General features: G+C 48.6%; 8 protein-coding genes. 3 read left to right on the top strand and 5 right to left on the bottom strand.

All coding sequences use genetic code 11. The features are described 5' to 3' along the window. Positions 1-3: 3 nt before the first annotated feature. From ACYVGR_RS25250 to ACYVGR_RS25270, 5 genes are all read right to left on the bottom strand, one after another. Positions 4-13,500, bottom strand: a complete 13,497-nt coding sequence (locus ACYVGR_RS25250; RefSeq protein WP_460961997.1) for an SdrD B-like domain-containing protein — start codon at positions 13,498-13,500, stop codon at positions 4-6. Between the two features lie 612 nt (positions 13,501-14,112). Continuing rightward, positions 14,113-17,382 carry a hypothetical protein gene (locus tag ACYVGR_RS25255; RefSeq protein ID WP_460961999.1) on the bottom strand — a complete coding sequence of 1,090 codons (3,270 nt, stop codon included), beginning with the start codon at positions 17,380-17,382 and terminating at the stop codon, positions 14,113-14,115. 114 nt (positions 17,383-17,496) lie between these two features. Beyond that, positions 17,497-18,564: an NAD(P)/FAD-dependent oxidoreductase gene (locus tag ACYVGR_RS25260; RefSeq protein WP_460962001.1), complete on the bottom strand. Its 1,068-nt coding sequence runs from the start codon at positions 18,562-18,564 to the stop codon at positions 17,497-17,499. A gap of 57 nt (positions 18,565-18,621) precedes the next feature. Then, positions 18,622-19,338 carry a (d)CMP kinase gene (cmk, locus tag ACYVGR_RS25265; protein ID WP_460962003.1) on the bottom strand — a complete coding sequence of 239 codons (717 nt, stop codon included), beginning with the start codon at positions 19,336-19,338 and terminating at the stop codon, positions 18,622-18,624. Positions 19,339-19,459: 121 nt separating this feature from the next. Further along, the gene (locus ACYVGR_RS25270) at positions 19,460-20,026 is read right to left on the bottom strand and encodes a GNAT family N-acetyltransferase (protein WP_460962005.1); all 567 of its coding nucleotides are present in this window, start codon (positions 20,024-20,026) and stop codon (positions 19,460-19,462) included. 242 nt (positions 20,027-20,268) lie between these two features. Between ACYVGR_RS25270 and ACYVGR_RS25275 the strand changes: the two genes are divergently transcribed. The 3 genes from ACYVGR_RS25275 to ACYVGR_RS25285 all read left to right on the top strand — a co-directional run bounded on the left by ACYVGR_RS25275 (position 20,269) and on the right by ACYVGR_RS25285 (position 23,126). Next, positions 20,269-20,754: an SgcJ/EcaC family oxidoreductase gene (locus ACYVGR_RS25275; RefSeq protein ID WP_460962007.1), complete on the top strand. Its 486-nt coding sequence runs from the start codon at positions 20,269-20,271 to the stop codon at positions 20,752-20,754. Between the two features lie 89 nt (positions 20,755-20,843). Further along, the gene (locus ACYVGR_RS25280) at positions 20,844-22,319 is read left to right on the top strand and encodes a histidine kinase (protein WP_460962009.1); all 1,476 of its coding nucleotides are present in this window, start codon (positions 20,844-20,846) and stop codon (positions 22,317-22,319) included. A 24-nt stretch (positions 22,320-22,343) separates the two neighbouring features. Continuing rightward, positions 22,344-23,126, top strand: coding sequence for a LytR/AlgR family response regulator transcription factor (locus tag ACYVGR_RS25285; protein ID WP_460962011.1), 783 nt, complete (start codon positions 22,344-22,346; stop codon positions 23,124-23,126). Positions 23,127-23,176 lie beyond the last annotated feature (50 nt).

Genomic DNA, 23,176 nt, shown 5'->3' on the forward strand with positions numbered 1-23,176 from the left:
GTATTAGCGGTTAATCGTCATGTATCGTACAAACTTGCGTCCGTCGCTCAAATTAATCACGTAGTAGTACGTTCCGTCTGGTACGCCGTTCGCATCGGCATCCACTACGGTACCCGTGTTAGCTTTACCATTCCAATCATTGTGGTAATCGGCATTGGTATATACCAGGTTACCCCAGCGGTTGTAAACGTCCATACTAACGGTCAGGCCAGCGGTTCCACGAATCACGAACAGATCATTGACGCCATCATTGTTCGGCGAGAAACCTTCTGGGATGAAGATCGTCTGGAACGTTGGTGGCAGGTTCAGCGCAGTTGCTTCGCGTTCGTTCGAATCGGTTGGGTTGCCATTGCCATTGAGGTCTGGGTTTAACCCACTCGTCGACACATCACTGACCGTGCCCGATTTAGCCACTGCCTGCGCATACGCTGAGTTCAGGAACGTGGTCGTGCTACCGCTCGAAGCGACATTCACCACCACCTGAATCGTATCGACTTTACCTGCCGCCAGCGTACTGGTGCTGTCGCCCAGAACAAGCAGCGGATCGGAACTACCGTTGAAGTTCGGGTTCAGTTTCAGCGCACTACCCGTTGAGGTGATAATCGGTGCGCTCACCAGCGTGTAGGTCGACCCGGTCAGGTTGTTGAAGACCTTCGACAGGGTATCGCTTACGCTGACACTCTTCAGCGGATCAGGACCGTAGGCTTTCACCACAATCTGGTACGTTACGTTGTAGCTACCATCCGACTGACGAACCGTATCGCGAACGGCCATCGCCACCCCAATATACGAGTTAGACGAGAGACCATTCAATACAATCGGCGTTGTCTGGCTGTTATTGCGAGGGTCCAGGTCATTATCTGGGTCATCGTTGGTACCCGCCGTCGACACGTCTTCGACTACTTCATCGGTCGGAGTCAAGGCCGAAGCCAGGGCCGTGTTGTAGAAAGTCAACGAATCAGCACTTCTAACGTCCACCCGAACCGTGAAGCTCAGCGTCGCTTTAGCTCCAACCGCCAGCGTACTAGCCGAATCAACCAGCATTTGGGTGATCAGGCCCTGACCTGAGTAGTCTGGGTTGACTGTTACTGTACCCGTGCCTGTGATGGCAATTTGATTACTAGCAATCAGCGCACCGTGACCAAAGGTTTCAGAGAGGTTATCTACTACCTGAACCTTCTTAAGGTCTACACTTCCTAAGTTGCTCAGGATAATCGTGTACGGAATGTCGTAGACACCGTCAGATACCAGCGTTGGTGTACCCACCGACTTGGCAACCCCGAGTAAGCCTTTTGGCAGATCGAAGCGAACCGTTGTCGAGGTAGAACCTACTGGGTTTGGATCGATTCCATTGTTAGAGATATCCTTCACCACCTGCGTACCGTCGAGCGTGCTACCTTCAGCCGTTGCAGTCGAGTAGAACGGACCGTTGTTTCCATTGGTCTTCACATTCACGACAAACACAACGGTATCCAGAACACCAGCGGCCAACGTACTGGCACTACCCAACAGATTTGGCTGCGTATTGCCATCGAAGCCTGCATTCGCTACTAACGTGCTACCCGATCCGGTTACTGGCGAACCAACAACGCTATAGGAAACAGGTGAAGCAAACACCTTGCTCAGACTATCCGTCACGCTGATACCTTTCAGATCTACATCGCCAAAGTTCTTAATCGTTGCCTTGTAGGTCACGTTGTACGAACTATCAGGTTGCTGCTCTATTTTCACAACTGCCAGCGCCAGACCAATACTTGGGCCCTGTGGCTGTGCTGTGCTCAGCGTGAAGCTGGCTGCACTTGTGTTGTTGGTAGGATCGCCATCACCATCTGGGTCAGCATCACCACCGCTCGTCGAGATATCGGAAACGATTGTTACGCTGTTGAAGGCGGTCGCACTACCATAGTTGTTAAACGACTTGGTCGAATCACCCGCAGCCCGTTTCACCGTCACGTCCAGCACAATCAACTCCGAAGCACCTGGTTTGATATAGCTCGTGTTGTCAAGTAGGTCACTGTTGCTTCCCGCTCCAGTAAAGGCCGGATTCAGCTTCAATGTCGATTCACTGTTCGACAACGTCAGTTTGGTGGAAAGGACCGAATTTGGCGAGAATGCGTAGGCCAGATCATCACCAACCTGCACATGTTTCAGAGTGTCGTCACCGAAGTTAGTTACCACAAATTGGTAAGAAACCTTGATCAATGAATCACCTTCAGCGCGTGGCGTACCAAGTACTGCTTTCGCTAAACCAATCAGGCTATGTTTCTGCGCCGTTGTGTCTTTAACCGTTACACTTGAGGTGTTATTAGCCAAGTTGGTGTCTTTGTTGTCGAGATACGTAATCTCGGCAGTGTTGACAACATCCTTGCCTTTCACCGTCAGCTTAGCAGCAAACACAATCGCGGTAGACGCACCTGCTTGCAGACTATCGATCGTTTGCGTAATCGTACCGTTCGACACTTTGTACGATGGTGACGATACTGGCACCAGTTCAAGGCCTGCTGGCAGTACGTCACGAACATCGATGTTTTTCGCCGTATGCGAACCTTCGTTTTTCACCGTGATGGTGTAGGTAACAGGCTCACCATTTTTAACGAACGCCGTGTTAGCTGTCTTAGCGATGCTCACATCGGTATCGAGTGTGTCAGTAGCACAGTTGAAGACTTTAACGACCACTTTAGATGGCTTGCTTACACAACCCAGTGCGTTTTTCTCAACAATCCAGTACGTACCCTCACAAACCGAATCCGGACGAACCACAATGTTTGACGTGTTGCATTCGCAAATCCGATACGTGTACGTGCTACCTGGGTTTGTCGAAGACAGCGCCGTTGTCAGGTCAACAATTTTCGACGGACAGGTATTCCGCAGATTGTGCACCAGCGGAGGCAGAACTGGTTCGCTAACATTGACGACCACATCATCCGATTTAACTGAGCTACAGCCTTTGCCATCATAAAGCTGGACGCTATACACTCCGCTCTTCTTAACGACGATACTTTGAGTCGTTTGGTTATCACTCCATTTGTAACCTGGAGCATTTGGTAGTGCTTTCAGGACTACCGAATCACCGTAGCACAGGTTCAGTGCGCCAGAAACTACTGATATCGAAACAGGCGATTTAATACCGTCGATGGTCAGGAGCATATCATCTGTTGCTACTGGGCAAGCTGCATTGTTCGTGCTTACCGACAATGTCAGCGTTACTTTACCCGACAGTACATCTTCTGGACTGGCGGTATAAGTCGCGTTCAAGGCATACGAGTTATCGAAGGTACCACTACCGCTGGTGGTCCAGTGGGCGGTTTTACCCGCACCACCCATGACACCACTCAGTTGGAAACTCTTCGCAGCACACACACTGGCATCAGCGCCAGCGTTGGCCGTTGCCGGATTCTGCGGATCACAAGGCTGCTCTTCGCAAGTTGTGATCTGAACATGAATCGCTACTGGCAGACCTACGCAACCGTTGGTCGTACGTTCAACTACGTAGTACGTTCCGGTACCTACGTGCGCTGGATCAGCCACTTTCGATGCACTGCTCAACGCGGCATCCGTATAGTATTCAAACACACCACCTGTCGTTGCAGGGTTGCTGCTAACCGCTCTCGACAGATCGGCCGTTAGGATCGGACAGGTATTGGTGATATCGCTTACCGTTGGCTGTGGAACCTTCGGTAGTACGGTCACCGTGATCTGGTTCGAAGGCACGCTCTTACAAGCGTTCGAGTTGCAGCACCGAGCCGAGAAGGTTTCTGTGCTGGACAGCGATACAGTGATCGAATTACCTACCTGATTATTCGACCAAGTCACGTAGCTGTTCGGACCACAACCTTCAGCTACCAGCGTTACTGGTGCACCGAAGCAGGTTGTTATGTTACCAGAACCACCCGCGATCGAGATTGTCGGAGCCGATGGAGCACCCACTTTGATGGTCGTATAAGCTGACCAATCACCCAGGCACTCACCCACTTTGCAACGTACTCGGTAGCTAACATCCGATGTTGGGGTTACAGTCAGCGCACTGCCGGTTGTGCCATCCGACCAGATGTAGGTTCCACCTTCGCAGCCCGTAGCGGTTAGCGAAAGCGTTTCACTTACGCAGACGGCAGGCTTGTCGCTCACAATAATCGGGATAGCAGGAGCGGCCAGGGTAACATGTACGCTTGCCGATGGGCTGCTAGCACAACCGTCAACCGTGCAGATGGCGGTCAGCCACTGATCGGTGTAGATTGGTTTCGTATACGTAGCACCTTCCGTACCATCCGACCACGTTACTGTTCCCGTGCAGCCGGTAGCGGTCAGAGCAACCGTTCCACCACTGCAAACGGTGAGCGATGTAGCCGATAAGGTTGGCGGTGCAATAACATGTACAGTCACTTGAGCACCTACTCCATCCAGATCAGCACACTTCGTACCAATCAGAGCCAGTACATCGGCAGATGTTGTGATACCAGTATGTACTGCCGACAGATCGAAGTAGTTCTTATCACCTACGTTGCCGTTGTATACTAACGTCTGGATAGCATAATTACCAGCATCCGACGATACTACGAAGCTTGGCGTAGCACTGGTTTGCTGAACCACACCATCTTTCGTCAGCAGGTAGACAACTGAGTAGCCAGTTGGTTGAACGAGTCCACCATTGAGCGTGGCAGCAACCGTTACAGTGCTACTAGAACCACCGCAGATTGTGCCATTTACCGCTACCAGCGTACCTGCTTTCGCTACGCAATCGCCAGGGTTGATCACAATCGTGACAGATGGATCGCTCAGACAGTTCCGGAACTTACACTGTGCGTAGTAAGTCTGTGTGCCTTCTGGACGCACGACGATAGACGCACCCTGGTTGTTTCCGTTGATGTCGTTGGCCGACCAGATCACCGTACCATTACAGCCAGTAGCTGTCAACGTAACCGTTTCACCGGGTGCAACGGTTGTAGCAGATGCGGTGATGGTTGGCTCCGTCACTGGGATTACCGTGATTTTATAGCCATCCGTTGTTGTGCTTTGGCAAACACCATCCTGACAGTAAACTGTGTAAGACGTGGTTACGGTTGGCGATACAACGATGCTCGTTGTTGTTTCACCGGTGCTCCAGTAAGGCGTGCCCTGACAGTCTTTCACCGACAGTTTCACTTGCTCACCTGGGCAGATCGTATCGGCACTACAGAGGCAACGAACAATGCTTGGTGTTGGTGTCGGAGTTACGTTGATATTCACAACGTTCGACTTACCAGTACCGCAAGCTGTACCACTGGTTGGGAGGCAAAGCGCGTAGAACTCATGGTTGCTCGTTGTTGCCGTTACCGACACAACCGAGCCCGTCTGACCATCCGACCACTTCACAGTACCAACGCAGCCAGTAGCTGTCAGCGATACCAAACCATTGTTACAGGTAGCCAATGTTGAGGCAACAACTGTTGGTGCCGGAGCCGTCGAGGTATTGACGGTTACCCGAACCTTGGTTGATGGATCGCTTTCACAAGAGCCCTGCTTACAGGTAGCGTAGTATTCTTTGGTTTCCGTTGGGTAGATATTAATCGAAGCCCCAACTTTATCCACACCATGCCAGACCACCGTACCGTTGCAACCTGTGGCTGTTAGTGTCACCAGCTCTCCGCTACAGATGAGTGTTTTGTTCACTCTAACAATTGGCGTTGTTGGCGTTACTACGGCAATGTTCACCGTGTTCGATGGATCGCTTAGGCAAGTCCGGTACTTACATTGAGCGTAGTAGCTAATGTTAGCCGTTGGGCTCACGGTAATGCTTGGACCCGTTTGGCCACTCGACCAGTAAACCGTTCCGTTACAATCAGCCGCCGTTAAGGTAACCGTACTACCAGCACAGACCGTATCGGCACTAGCGGTTATGGTTGGTCTAACTGGGGCCACCACGTTAATGGTATATACAGGAGACGACTTGCTCACACAGGCATCATTTTTACAGTATACCGAGTAGGTATTGTTGCCAAGCGTTGGCGTCACAATGATGCTGCTGGTAGTTGCTGTGGTGCTGTTCCAAACTGGCGTACCGAGGCAATTCTCAACCGTCAGTGTCATGGTTTCACCTGGGCAAACAACCGTGGTGCTACAAACGATAACTGGTGTTGGAATATCGGTGTTGACGTTAATCGTCTTCACAGCTGGGTTGCTTAGGCAGTTCGCCAGACGGCACTGAGCCGTGTAGGTTGTTTTGCCGTAAGGCGTCACCACGATCGAAGTACCCGTTTGCGCTTTATCAGACCATTCGATGATGCCACCCGCACAACCCGACGCCGTCAGCGTCACCGATGTACCTGGGCAAACATTATCGGCACTAGCTGTGATCGTTGGCGTTTGTGGTTCTACGATTGTTACGGTAATCGCGTTTGAAGCAACGCTCGTACACTGACCAACTACGCAGCTAGCGGTATAAATCGTTGTTGCACTAGGCGTAGCAAAGATTGTTGTTCCCGTATGGCCATCCGACCAGACAACCGTACCATCGGCACACCCTTTCGCACTGAGCGTTGTGGTTCCGCCTTTGCAAATCTCGGTGATTGCGCAGACGATAGATGGTGGGTTAACCGCACATGCGTTAACTGGAATCGTAACCATTGAGGTATCGTTGTACGCCAGGCGTGGATCATTGTCTGGGCTACCTACAATCGCAGTGTTTCTAACCGAGCCGGTACCAACGATACCTACTTCGATTAACAGGTTGCGATCTGAGTTAGCCGTCAAATTACCGACGTTCCAGATACCCGATGCTGGGTTATACTGACCAACTGGTGTCGAACTTACATAGGTCAGCGAAGCCGGTAACACGTCGGTCACTTTAACGCCTGTGGCTGTTATTGGACCATTATTAGTTACCGTGATAGCGTACGTAATTTTCTGACCGATGCTATATGGACCAGGCGTGAGGATCGATTTCACGACGGCCAGATCAGCCCGGCAGGTACCAACTGTGATTGTCAGTGACGAGCGTTCGCTTACGCAGCCAGCATCGCTGAAGGCTTCAGCCGAGTACACAATAGCGCCAGCCTTCGATGGGGTTACCACCAGTTTTCCACCGCTTTGTGTTGTACCGATCAGCTTACCGTCACCATCATACCAGTTGATTTTGAAACCAGGCGCAAACCCAATCAGTTTCGTGCTGCTACCCTGGCAAACCAGTGTATCGTCGCAAGCTACATTGAATGGAGCATCTGGTCGGGGCGCGATTTGCAGAATCAGCGAGCTAGTAGCTGCCTGACAAACACCACCCACTCCGTCTGGATCGTTGGTTGTTGCGGTAATCAATACATTACCAGCCGTAATATCAGCTGCCGATGGCGTATAGGTAGATGTCAGACTGGTTGGGTTGCTAAACACACCCGTACCATTCGACGACCAGGTTACGCTTGTTGCCGAACCAGAAAGTACTGCTTTGACTGGAATAATATCTCCAGAGCAGGCAGCGATACCTGGGCCTACATTCACACCTGCCACATTCTGGCAGTTACAATCAACAATCTCAACAGTCAGTACTGTTGGGTTGCTGTAGCAATTGCCCGATTTCGCGAACAGATAGTATTTACCTGCACCCACAGCCGTCAGGTTCGTTACCCGTGTAGTTTGCGAGCGATCAAGGCTCGTGTACCACTCATAAGTCAATCCTGTGCTGTGATTTTCGATCTGAATTGCAGTCAGATCGACCGTTGTAGATGGGCAAGTATTTTTCGTATTACCCAGGCAAATTGGCGTTGGTACCGTTGTCACTTCAATAACAACTGGCTTACGAGCGCTCTTACAACCATCGGTCGTAACAACCTCAGCGTAGTATACAGTCGTTGTTGTTGGATGAACCGGAACCGCTTCACCACTATTGACGGTAGCAAAAGCAGTTCCGTCGTATGGCGTCAGATACCAATTAACCTTTGCTCCCTGAACCGACGTTGTAGCCACCAGGCTAAGTGTATCTCCATTACAGAGCGTTGCATCATTCGATACGACCAGATTAAAGTTAACTGGGCAGGATGGGCGGAAACCAGCATCCAGATTTCCGTTAAACTCACCTGGTGTTAACGTTACCGACTGGGTACGGCCTGTGATTGGATCAGCGTCACTATCCAGCGCATCATTGCCACCTTGATGAGCCAGTACAGCAGTATACCCTGAAGGTGTTGTGAAACCGACTGAGTAAGAAAGGCTGCTACCTGGGGTCAAGCCCGTGAAGCTATAGAAACCGCTCGCATTCGTGACCGTCGTTGCCGAAGCCACACCGTTCGTATACAGAGTAACCACCACACCCGCGATTGGCGTATCACCTGCATCCTGGACACCATTGTTATTATTATCAGAGAAGACATAGTCGCCAAGGCCTGCTACAGGATCGAAACCAGCATCTAGTGTTGGATTGAATTCACCTGGAGCTAACGTGATCGATTGAGTACGACCAGTGATTGGATCAGGATCGCTGTCTAAAGCATCGTCTGTACCAGCGTTAGATATGGTAAGCACGTATCCTGGCGATGGACCAAATCCTACCGAGTAAGAATAGCTGCTACCAGGAGTTAAGCCGGTGAAGCTATAGAAACCACTCGCATTACTTACCGTTGTTGCCGAAGCTACTCCGTTTGTATATAAGGTCACTACGACACCAGCAAGTGGCGTATCGCCTGTATCCTGGATACCATTATTATTGTGATCAAGGAACACGTAGTCACCCAAGCCAGCTGATGGGATGTAGAATCCAGCATCCAGGGTTGGATTGAACTCACCTGGTGCTAATGTTACCGACTGGGTACGACCTGTGATCGGATCGACATCGCTGTCTAATGCACCGTTACCACCCTGATGAGTCAAGGTCGCTGTGTAACCAGCTGGAGCCGTGAAGCCTACTGAATACGAAAGACTGCTGCCGGGGGTTAAACCGGTGAAGCTGTAGAAGCCAGAGGCATTCGTAACCGTCGTTGCCGAAGCCACGCCGTTCGTATATAGAGTAACTACGACACCCGCGATTGGCGTATCACCACCATTCTGGATGCCATCCTTATTATTGTCAGCAAAGACATAATCACCCAAGCCAGCCCCTGGAATGTAGAATCCAGCGTCCAAAGTCGGATTGAACTCACCTGGCGCCAACGTCACCGATTGGGTCAGGCCCGTAATCAGATCAGCGTCACTGTCCAGCGCATCATCCGTGCCTTGGTTAGCCAAGGTCGCCGTATAACCAGCCGGCGTGGTGAAGCCTACGGAGTAAGATAGGCTGCTGCCTGGGGTTAAGCCCGTGAAGCTATAGAGTCCACTCGCATTCGTAACCGTCGTAGCCGAGGCTACACCGTTTGTGTACAGGGTAACCACCACACCCGCGATTGGTGTGTCACCACCATCCTGAACGCCATCTTTGTTCGCATCGAAGAACACATAGTCGCCTAAGCCAGCCGATGGGATGTAGAATCCAGCATCCAGAGTCGGGTTGAACTCACCCGGAGCCAACGTCACTGACTGAGTGCGACCCGTGATTGGATCGACATCGCTGTCTAATGCACCGTTACCACCCTGATGAGCCAAGGTCGCCGTGTAACCAGCTGGAGCCGTGAAGCCTACTGAGTAGCTTGTGCTGCTACCGGGGGTTAAGCCCGTGAAGCTGTAGAAGCCAGAGGCATTCGTAACCGTCGTTGCTGAAGCCACGCCGTTCGTATACAGAGTAACCACGACACCAGAAATCGGCGTGTCACCACCATCCTGAATACCATTGTGGTTATTGTCATTGAAGACATAGTCACCCAAGCCAGCTGACGGGATGTAGAATCCAGCGTCTAAAGTCGGATTAAATTCCCCTGGCGCCAACGTCACCGATTGGGTCAGGCCTGTGATTGGATCAGCATCGCTATCCAGGGCGTCGTCTGTGCCAGCGTTCGCTAGCGTAGCTGTATAGCCAGCCGGCGTGGTGAAGCCTACCGAGTACGAAAGGCTGCTACCGGGGGTTAAGCCCGTGAAGCTATAGAAACCGCTCGCGTTGGTCACCGTCGTAGCGGAGACCACACCGTTCGTATATAAGGTCACCACGGCACCAGAAATCGGCGTGTCACCTGTATTCTGGATACCATCTTTATTGGCATCGAAGAACACATAATCGCCTAAACCAGCCAATGGAATGTAGAATCCAGCATCCAAAGTCGGATTGAACTCACCTGGAGCCAACGTCACTGATTGAGTGCGACCCGAGATTGGATCGACATCACTATCCAGAGCACCGTCTGTACCTTGATGGGCCAAGGTCGCCGTGTAACCAGCCGGAGTCGTGAATCCTACTGAATACGAAAGACTGCTGCCGGGGGTTAAGCCCGTGAAGCTATAGAAGCCAGAGGCATTCGTGACCGTCGTAGTAGAGGCCACACCGTTTATATACAAGGTAACCACGACACCCGCGATTGGCGTATCACCACCATTCTGGATGCCGTCCTTATTATTATCCGCAAATACGTAGTCACCCAAGCCAGCCGATGGGATGTAGAATCCAGCGTCCAAGGTTGGATTAAACTCACCTGGAGCCAGCGTTACGGATTGGGTCAGGCCTGTAATCAGATCCGCATCGCTATCCAAAGCATCATCCGTACCAGCGTTCGCTAATGTTGCGGTGTAGCCCGATGGCGTTGTGAAACCTACTGAGTAAGATAGGCTACTGCCGGGGGTTAAACCCGTAAAGCTGTAGAGACCAGATGCATTCGTTACCGTCGTTGCCGAAGCAACTCCGTTTATATACAGAGTGACCACGACACCAGAAATCGGGGTGTCACCACCATTCTGGATACCATCTTTGTTCGCATCGAAGAACACATAGTCGCCTAAGCCAGCTAATGGGATGTAGAATCCAGCATCCAGGGTTGGATTGAACTCACCTGGAGCCAACGTCACCGACTGAGTCAGGCCTGTGATTGGATCAGCATCGCTATCCAAGGCGTCGTCTGTGCCAGCGTTCGCTAGCGTAGCCGTATAGCCTGAAGGTGTCGTGAAGCCTACTGAATACGAAAGACTGCTGCCGGGGGTTAAACCGGTGAAGCTGTAGAAGCCAGAGGCATTCGTAACCGTCGTTGCCGAAGCCACGCCGTTCGTATATAGAGTAACTACGACACCCGCGATTGGCGTATCACCACCATTCTGGATGCCATCCTTATTATTATCCGCAAACACGTAATCGCCTAAACCAGCACCTGGGATATAGAAACCAGCATCCAAAGTCGGATTGAACTCACCTGGAGCCAACGTCACCGATTGGGTCAGACCCGTAATCAGATCAGCGTCACTGTCCAGCGCATCATCCGTGCCTTGGTTAGCCAAGGTCGCCGTATAACCAGCCGGCGTGGTGAAGCCTACGGAGTAAGATAGGCTGCTGCCAGGGGTTAAACCGGTGAAACTGTAGAAGCCGCTCGCGTTAGTTACCGTCGTTGCTGAAGCTACTCCGTTTATATACAGAGTAACCGCGACACCGGCAATCGGGGTATCACCTGTATTCTGGATACCATCTTTATTGGCGTCGAAGAATACGTAGTCACCCAAGCCAGCCGATGGGATGTAGAAACCAGCGTCCAGAGTTGGGTTGAACTCGCCTGCGGCTAAAGTTACTGACTGGGTACGACCTGTGATCACATCAGCATCACTGTCTAAAGTACCATCTGTACCTTGATGAGCCAGTGTTGCGGTGTAACCAGCCGGCGTGGTGAAGCCTACTGAGTAGCTCGTGCTGCTACCGGGAGTTAAGCCGGTGAAGCTGTAGAAGCCGCTCGCGTTGGTCACCGTCGTAGCCGAAGCCACTCCGTTCGTATATAATATAACGACTACACCAGCAATTGGGGTATCGCCCGTATTCTGGATGCCATCCTTATTATTATCCGCAAAGACATAATCACCCAAGCCAGCCGATGGAATATAGAAACCAGCGTCTACTGTAGGATTATTACGTGCGGTGCTGGATTCTGGCTGACTCGTATCAATTGTATATACGCCCGTAAATCCATTTACGCCAGCATCGCTATCTAAATCATCTGTCACACCAGCCGCATTCGCTGATGTAGACTGATAGCCAGATGGCGAAATGAATTGCACCACATAACTACCATCGGTTAAACTATCAAACAGGTATTTACCGCCACCAGCAGTAACGGTTGAGTCTAACTTAGTGGTACCAGTCTGATCATATAGATAAACTTTTACGCCATCTATACCAGGTTCACCAGATGTTTGTGCTCCATCCTTATTCGTATCTAGCCAAACAAAATCGCCTAAACTACCATAAGGCCCTTGAATCATCTGAATGTCACAGCAGTTTGTTGCCGGACAGCCATTGCGGTAGGTTATAAACCGATATACACCAGGACTTTTAATGGTCAGCGAGAAATCACTATTAACTTCTGCTAACGACGTAGATACCGCCGATGTACTAATGGGTGTGTTATCACGATACCAAACAATCTGGTCATAGCCAGATGGGATCGTTACCGTATATTCATCACCAACATACCAAAGGATAGGAACCGAAAAACAGACAGCGTCGTAATCATCTTCCAACAAGCTTTGATTGTTAGGAACTGAATTCGCATCTGTCTGATCGGCCGCAGCAACCTCAGCCGTATTGAACCAAACACCCCGTTGTAAAACGGTTGCTTTTAAAACGACAACTGCCGAATCGCCCGGTGCGATAGAAGGAATAGACCAGGTACCCACCGTAGCCGTTGCCGAACCAGTTGGTGTATAGGTACCACTCCCACGTGTAATAGTAGCTGAACCTGGCACGAAGGCCACACCGCCAACTGGCAAATTATCGGTTACTGATACATTCGTAGCTGTGGTTGATGCCGTGGCAGCATTAGCAACAGCTATTGTATACGTAACAACATCACCAATAGCAGGAGCCTGTGTACTGATGCTCTTGTGGAGACTTAAGTTGATGGTTGCTTGCGCCTGTGCCTGCATGGGCGAACCAACAAGTAAAATCAATAGAAGGGAAACTACCGACAACGCCCCTGTCAAGGCGGGTCTTGTTGTACCATGAACCGCATTCATCAATAAGCATAACAACCGATTAAGGCTGCCTCCTATTGATGATTTGGGTATCACGGCTACAGGAATCCCACCCGTATCAACTAACGGAGGGGTTTCATGAGGTGACTTACTTAGTATAAATTGCTCATTCATTGGTTGTTGTGCAAAAAAATGATAGGCTTTTTTCGTTATAGAAACGTGCTTCCCAGGTGGACCCGAATCGAGTATATCGGGCGGCTCTGGGTCGAATCCTACCAAATCCTGCGTACTACTGCTTAGACATTCAGGCTTTGTAAATGATAATGAGAAAGATGACGTCGAAACAATCTGAAACGGAAGAACCCTCCCTTGAATCAGTTCCCAGATGTAGCTTATTATCTGCCCGACAAAGCAAATTATCTGGTTCTTCTTCCCTACGAATTGGCGACGCTGTTCCGAAGAGGTAACGCCAATCACAGGCTTAAGACGTTCCGTGTGTAGTGTAGACATTTCTTCCATCTGCAACTTAATTTGGGACAATATCATAGCACAAAATAGACCTTACAGATTATATGATGATTAAGACCAACATATCCCTCTGTTAGTAACAGTGGGCTGTTCGGGCATAAAAAGACTATTTTGCTTCCTAAAATTTAACTAAAACTATGCCAAACCACAGTTACTTTTCGGATCTTAACTCGAATGAGCATTAAAACACTGTAAAATAGATACTTAACACCAAGTAACTATTTTACTATTATGTTATTGTAGATTGGTAAAAGCATGATAGAGTCAGCAGATACGGTATAAGGAGGGTTGACAGACGATTAGCGAAAACTATGCCAACTGCATTGTATACAGCCTTGTCTCGTTTATTTATTTGTGATGCAATCATTGCAATTAGACAGCCATAAATAATCTACCAGCCTATTCAGGAGCTTAAAAAGAGGGATAATGCAGCAATGTATGGGAGGGGAACCTTCAGCTCAATCGGGCACTGAAGTGCAGCGAAGATACTTATCCACCCACGGATTCAAGCAATAATTTACTTTCCGGTGGCATTTAGTAAACAAAAAAAGCCATTCGTACGAATGGCTTTTTGTCTCATTATCACCAGTTTTTCTAGAAATCGTAGCCAAGCGTTAAATAAGGAATGGGCTTCCCAATGGTCTTGTCTTCAAGGCCCCAGGCGTAATCAAACTTAACAAAGTAGCCAAAAATCATGGTCCGTACGCCCGCTCCATAACCAATCAGGAATGGGTTTTTAAAATTTGTCACAATAGCCCGGAATGGAATATTTTTTCCCCCAACAATCTCCGTATTCAGGCTGTTCTGTTGGCTAAAAGGCCCGTTACCAGTCCAGGCAGTTCCAATGTCAGTGAAGGCTACCAATTGCAGATTACGCAGGAAATTCGACGTTATATTTCCTCGGTACAAATAGCGAACTAGTGGTATACGAAGTTCAGCATTGAACAGCATAGAACTGTTTCCGGTTAGCTTACCCTGCCGGAATCCGCGCAAGGGAGCAGCAAAATCCAGGAAGAATACATCCCGATAATCATAGGGAACATTAACGTCGCTTGTCAGTGTATTAGGAACCAGTAACGGATTCGACGCAACCTGCTCTTTCGTATTGGAGCCAATCCAGTTTTCCATACCGCCTAACGTGCTCTTTTTGGGAGCTGCTCCACCTGACTGATTAAACGAAAACCGTAAGGCCAGAACCAGATCACGATGGATTTTCTGATAGTGTCTCAAATCGAGTGACAGACGCCGAAAGCCATCGGCAGACGATCGCAAACCGGCATATTCTTCATACCGAAGCTTGGCTTTTGTACCCGTCAACATATTCATCCCGTTCACCTGCGTATTGTCGAAAACAAATTCGCCCCGTAGTCCGGCATAATCAGACACGAGATCTGGCGTGTCCAGGAATGACAGATCAATTAGGCGCGTCATGGCGTAGAAAGGCGATAACGTGAAGCGACTATTGACCGAAATAGGATACGAAGCAGACACAGAAACCCGATTATACCGGTACTTCTGGAGTAACCCAGCACCGTCGACAAACAGCGTTTGTCGGTCAACTCGAGCGCCGTAATCAATCCGGTGGGTCAGGTTAGTGTATTCGGCAAATAAGTCGCTGTTACGCAGAGTGTTGGTCAGGCTAACAAACCCGCCCGCACGTAATACATGATTTTCCAGTAAGTCCGTTAACGTTACATCCTGTGCATAGCCAAATCCTTTAATTGGGTCAATACGCCAGTTTGAAGGAGCTTCATTAACGCCAAAAGTACCTTTATAATCAAATGGGCCACGAATCGTGATGTTCTCCCGACGGCGATTTCGGGGCAGTGTTGTTGCCAGACTTGGCATCGTGTTACCGGCTACTGTACGACGCTGGCGATATTCCGTCGATTTCAACACGTCGGGGTCAAACTGATAATTATCCGTATCGACTTCTCCGGGTTCCAGTGCCATTTTTCTGGTTGGATCAACCACAGCCACATTCCGCCCAGCCTTACTTGTGTCGGCCACGACACGCTCAATCGGCCTGGTTGTATCAACTTTCGCCTGACCCATCCGAGCAGCATTGGCACGAACCGTACTTAAGCTACGCTGCGTGGGCGGAACCTGTACCGACTGATTCAGATTGAGTTGCGAACGGAAGCCAATAACTTCGTTCCCATTTTTCAAACTGCTATAGACAAACCCCCCATTAGCTGGGTTAAGATCGTATAAATGAATGCTTTGTGGGAAAGCTGTTACCTGTGTCACCGCTTTACTTTCAGTCTCAAGTCGGTACAGATTTTGGATACCATACACATCATTGAGGAAGTAAACGGTTTTTTCGCCAGCCGGGATGGGTTGCGTTGCGCGCGATAATGAATCCGTTAACCGGACAACCGATAAATCACGGGCACTCCCCTCGTGCGTAAACAGCACCATGTGGTCACGGATAGTTTTATACGATCCTTTGTCTACCCCAAGTGTATCTTCCCGCCGATTCGAACTAAATACTACCTCCCGAGCGGTACGCCCGATGAAAGAAGGATACAAATCGTCGTAAAGGTCATTGGTCAACTGCTGGTAAGAGCCACGGTTAATGCTGTACAAAAACAGGTCATTTTGCCCTTTACGTTCTGCACTGAGGATCAGACTTCCTCCATCTTCAGAGGCATCCATCCAGACAACCTGCGACAACCCATTTACTTTACGTTTAAACTGACGCTTTGCTTTCTTTTCAAAACCGCTGTACTGATACAAGTTCGTTTCGCCAAGTTCATCGGTGATAATCAATAGGTTATTGTCTTTTTGCCAGGCTACCAGGGGCGTGCTGGTACGCGTTGCCTGCCCATCAAGCCGATAGCCCCCCGATAAAACGGTTGACTTTTTGTGATTCGATGTGTTAACTACCTCGACATGGAACTTCCCATCTCGTAGAATCGAGTACGCAATAAACTGCTTGTCGGGGCTTAGTTTAAGACTAATTAATGACGATTTATCATCGGCAGAGCTTACTTTAAGTTGGAAATCGTCGCTACCTTGCTGATACGATTGCGCTACACTGGTAGCCATGCCCGCATAGTAGTCACGCCATTCACGCAGGAACCGACTATACGGTACACCCAGCGTGCTGGAAATACTGCTTTGCTCATTTCGGATGATGCGCGTCAGGTTCAGGATATTCGACACATTATCCCGACCATATCGCTGAACAATATAATTCCAGATCGAATGCCCAACTCGCTCAGCTTCAGCCCCTGAAAGCAGTGATGGTTTTTTAACAGGACGAGTCAGCGAAATATCCCGCATGTAATCGTCTAACTCCAGACTATTCCCTTCTGCCATGTAGGAGGCAATACCGGGCATAAACCAGTCGGGCAACGTAAGCAAAAGTGAACTCTGAAGTGCATCTTTCAGGCTTCCACCGTAGAGCATATCATACACGAACAACATCGAAATATCGTGGATGATTTGGCGCCGAAAACTAATCTGATCACCTGTAAACGCGAGTTCAACGCGCGATTTAGACAAGTTCTGTTCCTTGCTGCTTAGTCCACTCTGCGCATTAAGGCCAATGTTGCTTTGAGCCAGTTCGGCGGGTGAATTAAACAGGAAAATTTTGACCCGATTATAGGGTGTATAGCCCAACAACTCGGTAATGCGATCGAACTCTGATTCAGCATACTGCGCCGTCAGGTTGGCAATCTGATTACCGTCCTGATAATAGTAAATCTCAAAATTTGAGGTTCGAACGATTTTCCACTCAAAATTCCGGTATTGAATCCGGTTCTTTCCAAATCGTTCCAGCGACGGATAGTTTTGCGCCAAAGCCACGCTTAACCCGCCCAGCCACAGGCCTACTAACAGAATGTATTGATTTCGCATACGTGTTTAGCAATCAGGAGCGAGAAGCGAGGAGTAAGGAGTGAGAATGCTGGCGCGTGTTTTTCTTAGTTTAACAACATTCTCATTCCTAATTCCTCGCCCCTAACTACTAAGTTATTCACTTCTCGATAATAACGAAACATAGCGGCTAATATTCGCTTCCGGTTCCAAATCTTCGCCATCTAATAAGTAACGTGTAAACTGTTCTGCCAGATAAGGAGCCAGTGATACACCTTTTGTACCCATACCGCCAAAAATACCCACAACGGGTTGCGTTGGATGTAAGCCAATAAATGGTCGACGATCTTTGGTTGATGGGCGAATACCGGCTTGCTGCGCAACAACCTGATACGGTATTTTTAACAGTTCACGAACCTTCGACTCTAGAAACTCGCGACCATCCTCCGTTGTTTGCCAATCTAAATCGTGCCAGCTATAGGTAGCACCAATTTTTAGCAACCCATCCCGGACAGGCAAAATAAAAATCCCCTGATTAACGATATTTTTAATAGAGTACCCTTCGGCAAGGGCTGTCAGAATCTGTCCTTTCACGGGATTGTACGGAAGCCAGTCAAATAACGGATTCTCGCGGGCTTGGACACCATCGCAAAATATAACTTTTCCGACAGTAACCCCTTTCAGCTCTACTTTATTATCACTGATCTTCAGATCATCCAGAACAACACGACCTTCATAATATTGATTTTTTTTAATAAAATAACCCTTAATAATTCTGACGAACTCAGTTAAATCTAACCAGCCTGCCTGGGTTACTTCCAATCCGCCAAATGGATTATTAATAAACTGACTATACTGCTGGTTATCAACAGCTTTAGAAACATATGCCTGTACACCAGGGTCATTTGTCAGTTCTAAATAAGCCGTTTGCTCGGCTATAGACCGGAATGGGCGGTAAATATTTTTAGGATGAAAGAAGCGAACACCGAGTTGTTGCTCGATGTCACTATAAAAATGATGTAGGAACGGGAACAACTCGTCCGCTTTCCAGGTATGAACGAGTTTACGACCCGTCAGTGGATTGACGACCCCGGCGGCTACTGCCGATGCCGAAGGAAGCGAAGGGTCATCGGCCAGGATAACCGAACAGCCTCGTTGATCGAGTGTCCAGGCGAGCGCCGACCCTGCCACTCCCTGCCCTACTAGTAGAAAATCGGCTGTCATTCGTTATGGGTGTGGTAAGTGGAGTATATACATGTCAATGTGTGTAAACCACTTGCCCTACTCCACTACTAACTTTCGTCCCTTCTTCCGATGAAGTTGCGCCAAACATTGATCGGCCTGTTCAATTACCCAATCAACCTGCTCTTCGATTGTCATGTGCGACGTATCCAGAAGCTTGGCGTCAGAGGCTTGCCGAAGAGGGCTTTCGGAACGCGTTGTATCAATATGATCACGCTTTTCTAAATTGTCGATAATATCCTGAAGATTCACCAGTTCGCCCTTAGCCAGTAGTTCCTGTTGCCGACGCTTGGCTCGGGTATAGGTGTCGGCCGTCATAAATACCTTAACTTCAGCATCGGGAAACACTTTTGTACCAATGTCCCGCCCATCCATAACAACACCCCGCCGACGTCCCATTTTCTGCTGCTGGGCAACCATCGCCCAACGCACTTCCGGGATGGCGCTCACTTCGCTCACAATGTTGGATATATACATTTTACGGATTTCCTCCTCTACGTTCAGACCGTTCAGACAGGTCTCATTCTTACCGGTGCGAGCGTTGTGATTAAACGTAATGTGGATTTTCTCCAAGGCGTCGGCGACTTCTCTTTCATTGGAAAGCGCAACATGTTCCCGTATAAAGAACAGACTGACAGCGCGATACATAGCGCCCGTATCAATATAACCATAGCCCATCCGGGCGGCTACCGCTTTAGCAGTTGTGCTCTTTCCGCAGCTGGAATATCCGTCAATGGCAATCACTATTTTAGACATGAATAGTGGGTCCGCCGAAGCGGTAATGGTTTAAAGAGTTAACCACAAAAAATGGTTATAGTTAAGTAAGTTATTCGTTAGCGCCTTATCAAACCCCAGAAAACAGGTTACCAATGGCTAACTAACGGTTGCTAGATGAGGAATTCAACGCTTTATGTTCGGCGCGGAGAATGGCGAAAATATGTTCGTCCAGGTACTGATTATTTTTAACCGCTGCTTTCCGATGAATTGCTTCATGCGTATACCCAGCGGTTTCGAGTACACGCATCGAGCCGATATTCCCTTCTAACACGCATGCAAAGATGCGATTAACCTGGAAATTCTGAAAGATATAATTTGTCATAATCGGTACAGCCTGCGTCATCACTCCCTTTCCCCAATAATCTTCGCTGATCCAATACCCGATTTCGGCATTATACCGATAAATATCATCTTTCACCGTAAAACCAATGTTCCCTACGGCTTGCCCATTTATCTCAACCGCCAGATTATTGGGCTGCTGATAAGATTTGTTTGAACGTACCCATGAATGTGCATCTCTTGGTGTGTAAGGATAGGGGAAAAAGTCACGTACGTTGTTCCAGATATGCCGATTGCTGGCATGCCGAACCAACGACTCTTCGTCGCCCTCACGCCAGGGTCGAAGTTGTCCGATAGAAAGAGGAAAGGAAATCAACGCAGTAGTCAATGGAGCTCAGGTTATTATGTCACTAACAATACTTACAACTAAATGTTAGCTAGACAAGGTATTTTGAAACACAATTTGCATTTGTTTTTCAATACTACGAAATAACTTCATCTCTCCCCTACCCTATTTCACACCTTATCAGCTGACATTCGTCAGAAAATGCAGGGACTCCGAGTCTGATCAGTCTAGCTTTGTCTTATCCAATTAGGAAATAATTCTTTCAGAAGCAGATGGTTACCTACATGAAAGTCCTAGAAGAGCCTCAACCAGAAGCAAAATCAGCTAGACAGGCAGACGAAGCTGCTATTCATCAGGTTTTCACTCAACTGGCAACCGCCTGGGATATGGGCGACGCCAACATCTTCGCCGAATGCCTGACCAATGATTGCGACTACATTACGTTTGCGGGTCAGCAAATTATTGGCAAGGAAGCGAATCGCCAAATACACCATGACTTATTCAATTCATGGGCGCTCAAAGGCTCAACTATGCATCCGGCCCAGAAACAGCCATCTATTGCTTTTTTGAGCAATACCATCGCGCTTGTTCACTCAACGGGTACGATTAAATTACGCTTTCAGAAGAACCCACCCCTGAATCGGCGCTCGATTCAAACGATGGTAGTAGTTAAAACCGATGGCCAATGGAAAATCAGAGCCTTTCACAATTGTCGGATACAACAACCGGGCTTATTCCAACGACTTCTCATGGCTTTAAAAGGAAAATAAGCAGTTGAAAAATTTACTACTTTTAAATCAGCCAGCGATCTGTCGCCAAATCGACAACCGTAACCCGAATACAGTAAATCTAGACTAAAATGACCCGCGAACAACTCATCGGCACGATTGGTAAAAATGGCCGACGGCTCAATATGATGGGCTCAGACCTGGCTAATTTCGATTTTAGTGGTCTTGACCTGACAAAAGCAGACTTTCGATTTTCAAACCTCGATAAAGCTAATTTTCGGGGAGCTATTCTCAGGGGAGCCGACCTGAGTTTCTCAAATCTTACGGGGGCTTCTTTCGCCGATGCCGACTTATACGAAGCCAACCTGAATTTCTGCTCTCTGGAAGACGTCGATCTGAACGGCGCCAATGTGGAAGGAGCCACATTTAATTTTGCCGGACGCAGCAAATACCGTAATCCCGTAGAAACGCGTCCGGAACCGATTACGCTGACCACTGTCCTACAAAAATCAGGCTGGGGTACGCTCATCGGCATGTTTTTAGGTGCCCTCCTGGTATACGGTAGCAGTGCAATCATTTACTTTACAAACCTGATTATCACGGCTAAAGACCCTATATTGGCGGGTTTATATCGGTTCCTGATCGTTCAGAATATGACCAACGGAGCCGTTGTATTTCTCTTAACCTGGGCGTTATCCGGCTGGCTTTCCCATCAATTTCCCGCCATCTGGCAGCGCCATCTAGTCATTAGTTTTGTTGTTCTGGTCAGTATTTTCGCTATCAACACGAGCTTGTATCTTGTATTACTCAAGCCTTATATCGACGAATTAGCGAAGCGACCAGCATTTATTGGAGAAACAGCGCCCTGGTACATTTATATGCTGGGCGATTTACTGATTACCAACATTTTCCTGTATGTGTTGCAACAAGGGCGGCAACTTACCCGAAAACTCTCCGAGCAGGAATTTCAGTTGCTCAACATGGAAAAGCTCAAAACACGGGCTGAGTTAGATGCGTTGCAGGCAAAGATCAATCCTCACTTTCTGTATAATGCCCTCAACAGCATTGCCAGCCTGGTGCATGACGACCCCGATAAAGCTGAGGAAATGACGCTACTCCTATCGAAACTCTTTCGGTACTCGACGGGACGAGATGGCGAACTCTTTTCTACTCTGGCCGACGAACTGGAAATGGTACGCACCTACCTTCAGGTTGAACAAGTGCGTTTTGGAAACCGGCTTTCCTTTAGCGTAGAAGTCTCCGACCCAGCCTTGAATGATCTAAAATTACCGCAGTTTCTGCTGCAGCCCATCGTTGAAAATGCCATTAAACACGGTATCGCCAAACTTGCTGACGCTGGGCGAATTGATGTTCGGATTTACGAGAAAAATGGCGAGTTAAACCTCTGCGTTCACGACAATGGCCCCGCTTTTCCCGACGATATGGATGGCGGCTATGGGCTGCGTAGCATTCAGGACAAACTTAAATTACTCTATGGCAACGACGCTCGGGTTGAGCTTCAGAACTGGCCGTTAAAGCAAGTTCTGCTTTCGATTCTGATGACGAAAATTCGAAGTAGTCAGACCTATTTAACACCCGAAGCGTAACGTAGAACCACCTCTCAACTGATTATGACACTCCCCTTAAGAACGATATTAGTCGACGACGAATCGCTGGCAATCAGCCGTTTAAAACGTCTGTTAGACAAACACCGGGATATGGTAGAAATCGTTGGTGAAGCGTCCAACGGAGCCGAAGGACTTACACTCATCGAAGCCGAACGACCCGAATTGATTTTTTTGGACATCGAAATGCCCTTGCTCAACGGCTTCGAAATGCTCTCCCGACTGACGTTCATGCCGATGGTTGTCTTTGCAACGGCCTTCAATCAGTATGCTATTCGGGCCTTTGAAGAGAACTCCATCGATTATCTACTAAAGCCAATTGAAGCCGAACGACTGAATCGTACTATCCAGAAGATCAGATCACTAGTGGAACGCAGTGATGCCATCCAAACAACGCAAAATCCTATGACGGAGAGCGTTATGCGGCTTCTGGCGCAAATGCAACCGAAGAAAGAAATCTATTCGATCTCGGTGAAAACGGGGGATAAAATCAAGCTGATTCCCCTCTCCGACATCGCCTATTTTGAAGCTGAGGATAAATACGTTTTTCTGTCCACCATGGATGGGCAAAAGTTCCTAACGACTTATACCTTAACAACCTTAAACGAAAAATTGCCCGATACTTTCATACGCGTCAGTCGGTCGGTAATGGTTAATCGGCATAAAGTTGCGGAAATCCATCGCCATTTTGACGGTAAGTTTATGCTCGCCATGAACGATAAAAAAGGGACCAAAGTAACCAGTGGCAGTACCTACGGCGATGCCGTTCGTCAACTGATGGAGCTTTAAAAAGATGGAACGCAGATTTTTATGATTTATCTGAATTTTTATCTGCGTAA

The sequence above is a fragment of the Spirosoma litoris genome (genome assembly GCF_054776755.1).

Excerpts from the sequence above, each read along its gene's own strand:
- ACYVGR_RS25285 (WP_460962011.1), top strand. The coding sequence starts at position 22,344 with ATGACACTCCCCTTAAGAACGATATTAGTCGACGACGAATCGCTGGCA.
- ACYVGR_RS25280 (WP_460962009.1), top strand. The coding sequence starts at position 20,844 with ATGACCCGCGAACAACTCATCGGCACGATTGGTAAAAATGGCCGACGG.
- ACYVGR_RS25250 (WP_460961997.1), bottom strand. The coding sequence starts at position 13,500 with ATGTCTACACTACACACGGAACGTCTTAAGCCTGTGATTGGCGTTACC.
- ACYVGR_RS25255 (WP_460961999.1), bottom strand. The coding sequence starts at position 17,382 with ATGCGAAATCAATACATTCTGTTAGTAGGCCTGTGGCTGGGCGGGTTA.
- ACYVGR_RS25275 (WP_460962007.1), top strand. The coding sequence starts at position 20,269 with ATGAAAGTCCTAGAAGAGCCTCAACCAGAAGCAAAATCAGCTAGACAG.
- ACYVGR_RS25260 (WP_460962001.1), bottom strand. The coding sequence starts at position 18,564 with ATGACAGCCGATTTTCTACTAGTAGGGCAGGGAGTGGCAGGGTCGGCG.
- cmk (WP_460962003.1), bottom strand. The coding sequence starts at position 19,338 with ATGTCTAAAATAGTGATTGCCATTGACGGATATTCCAGCTGCGGAAAG.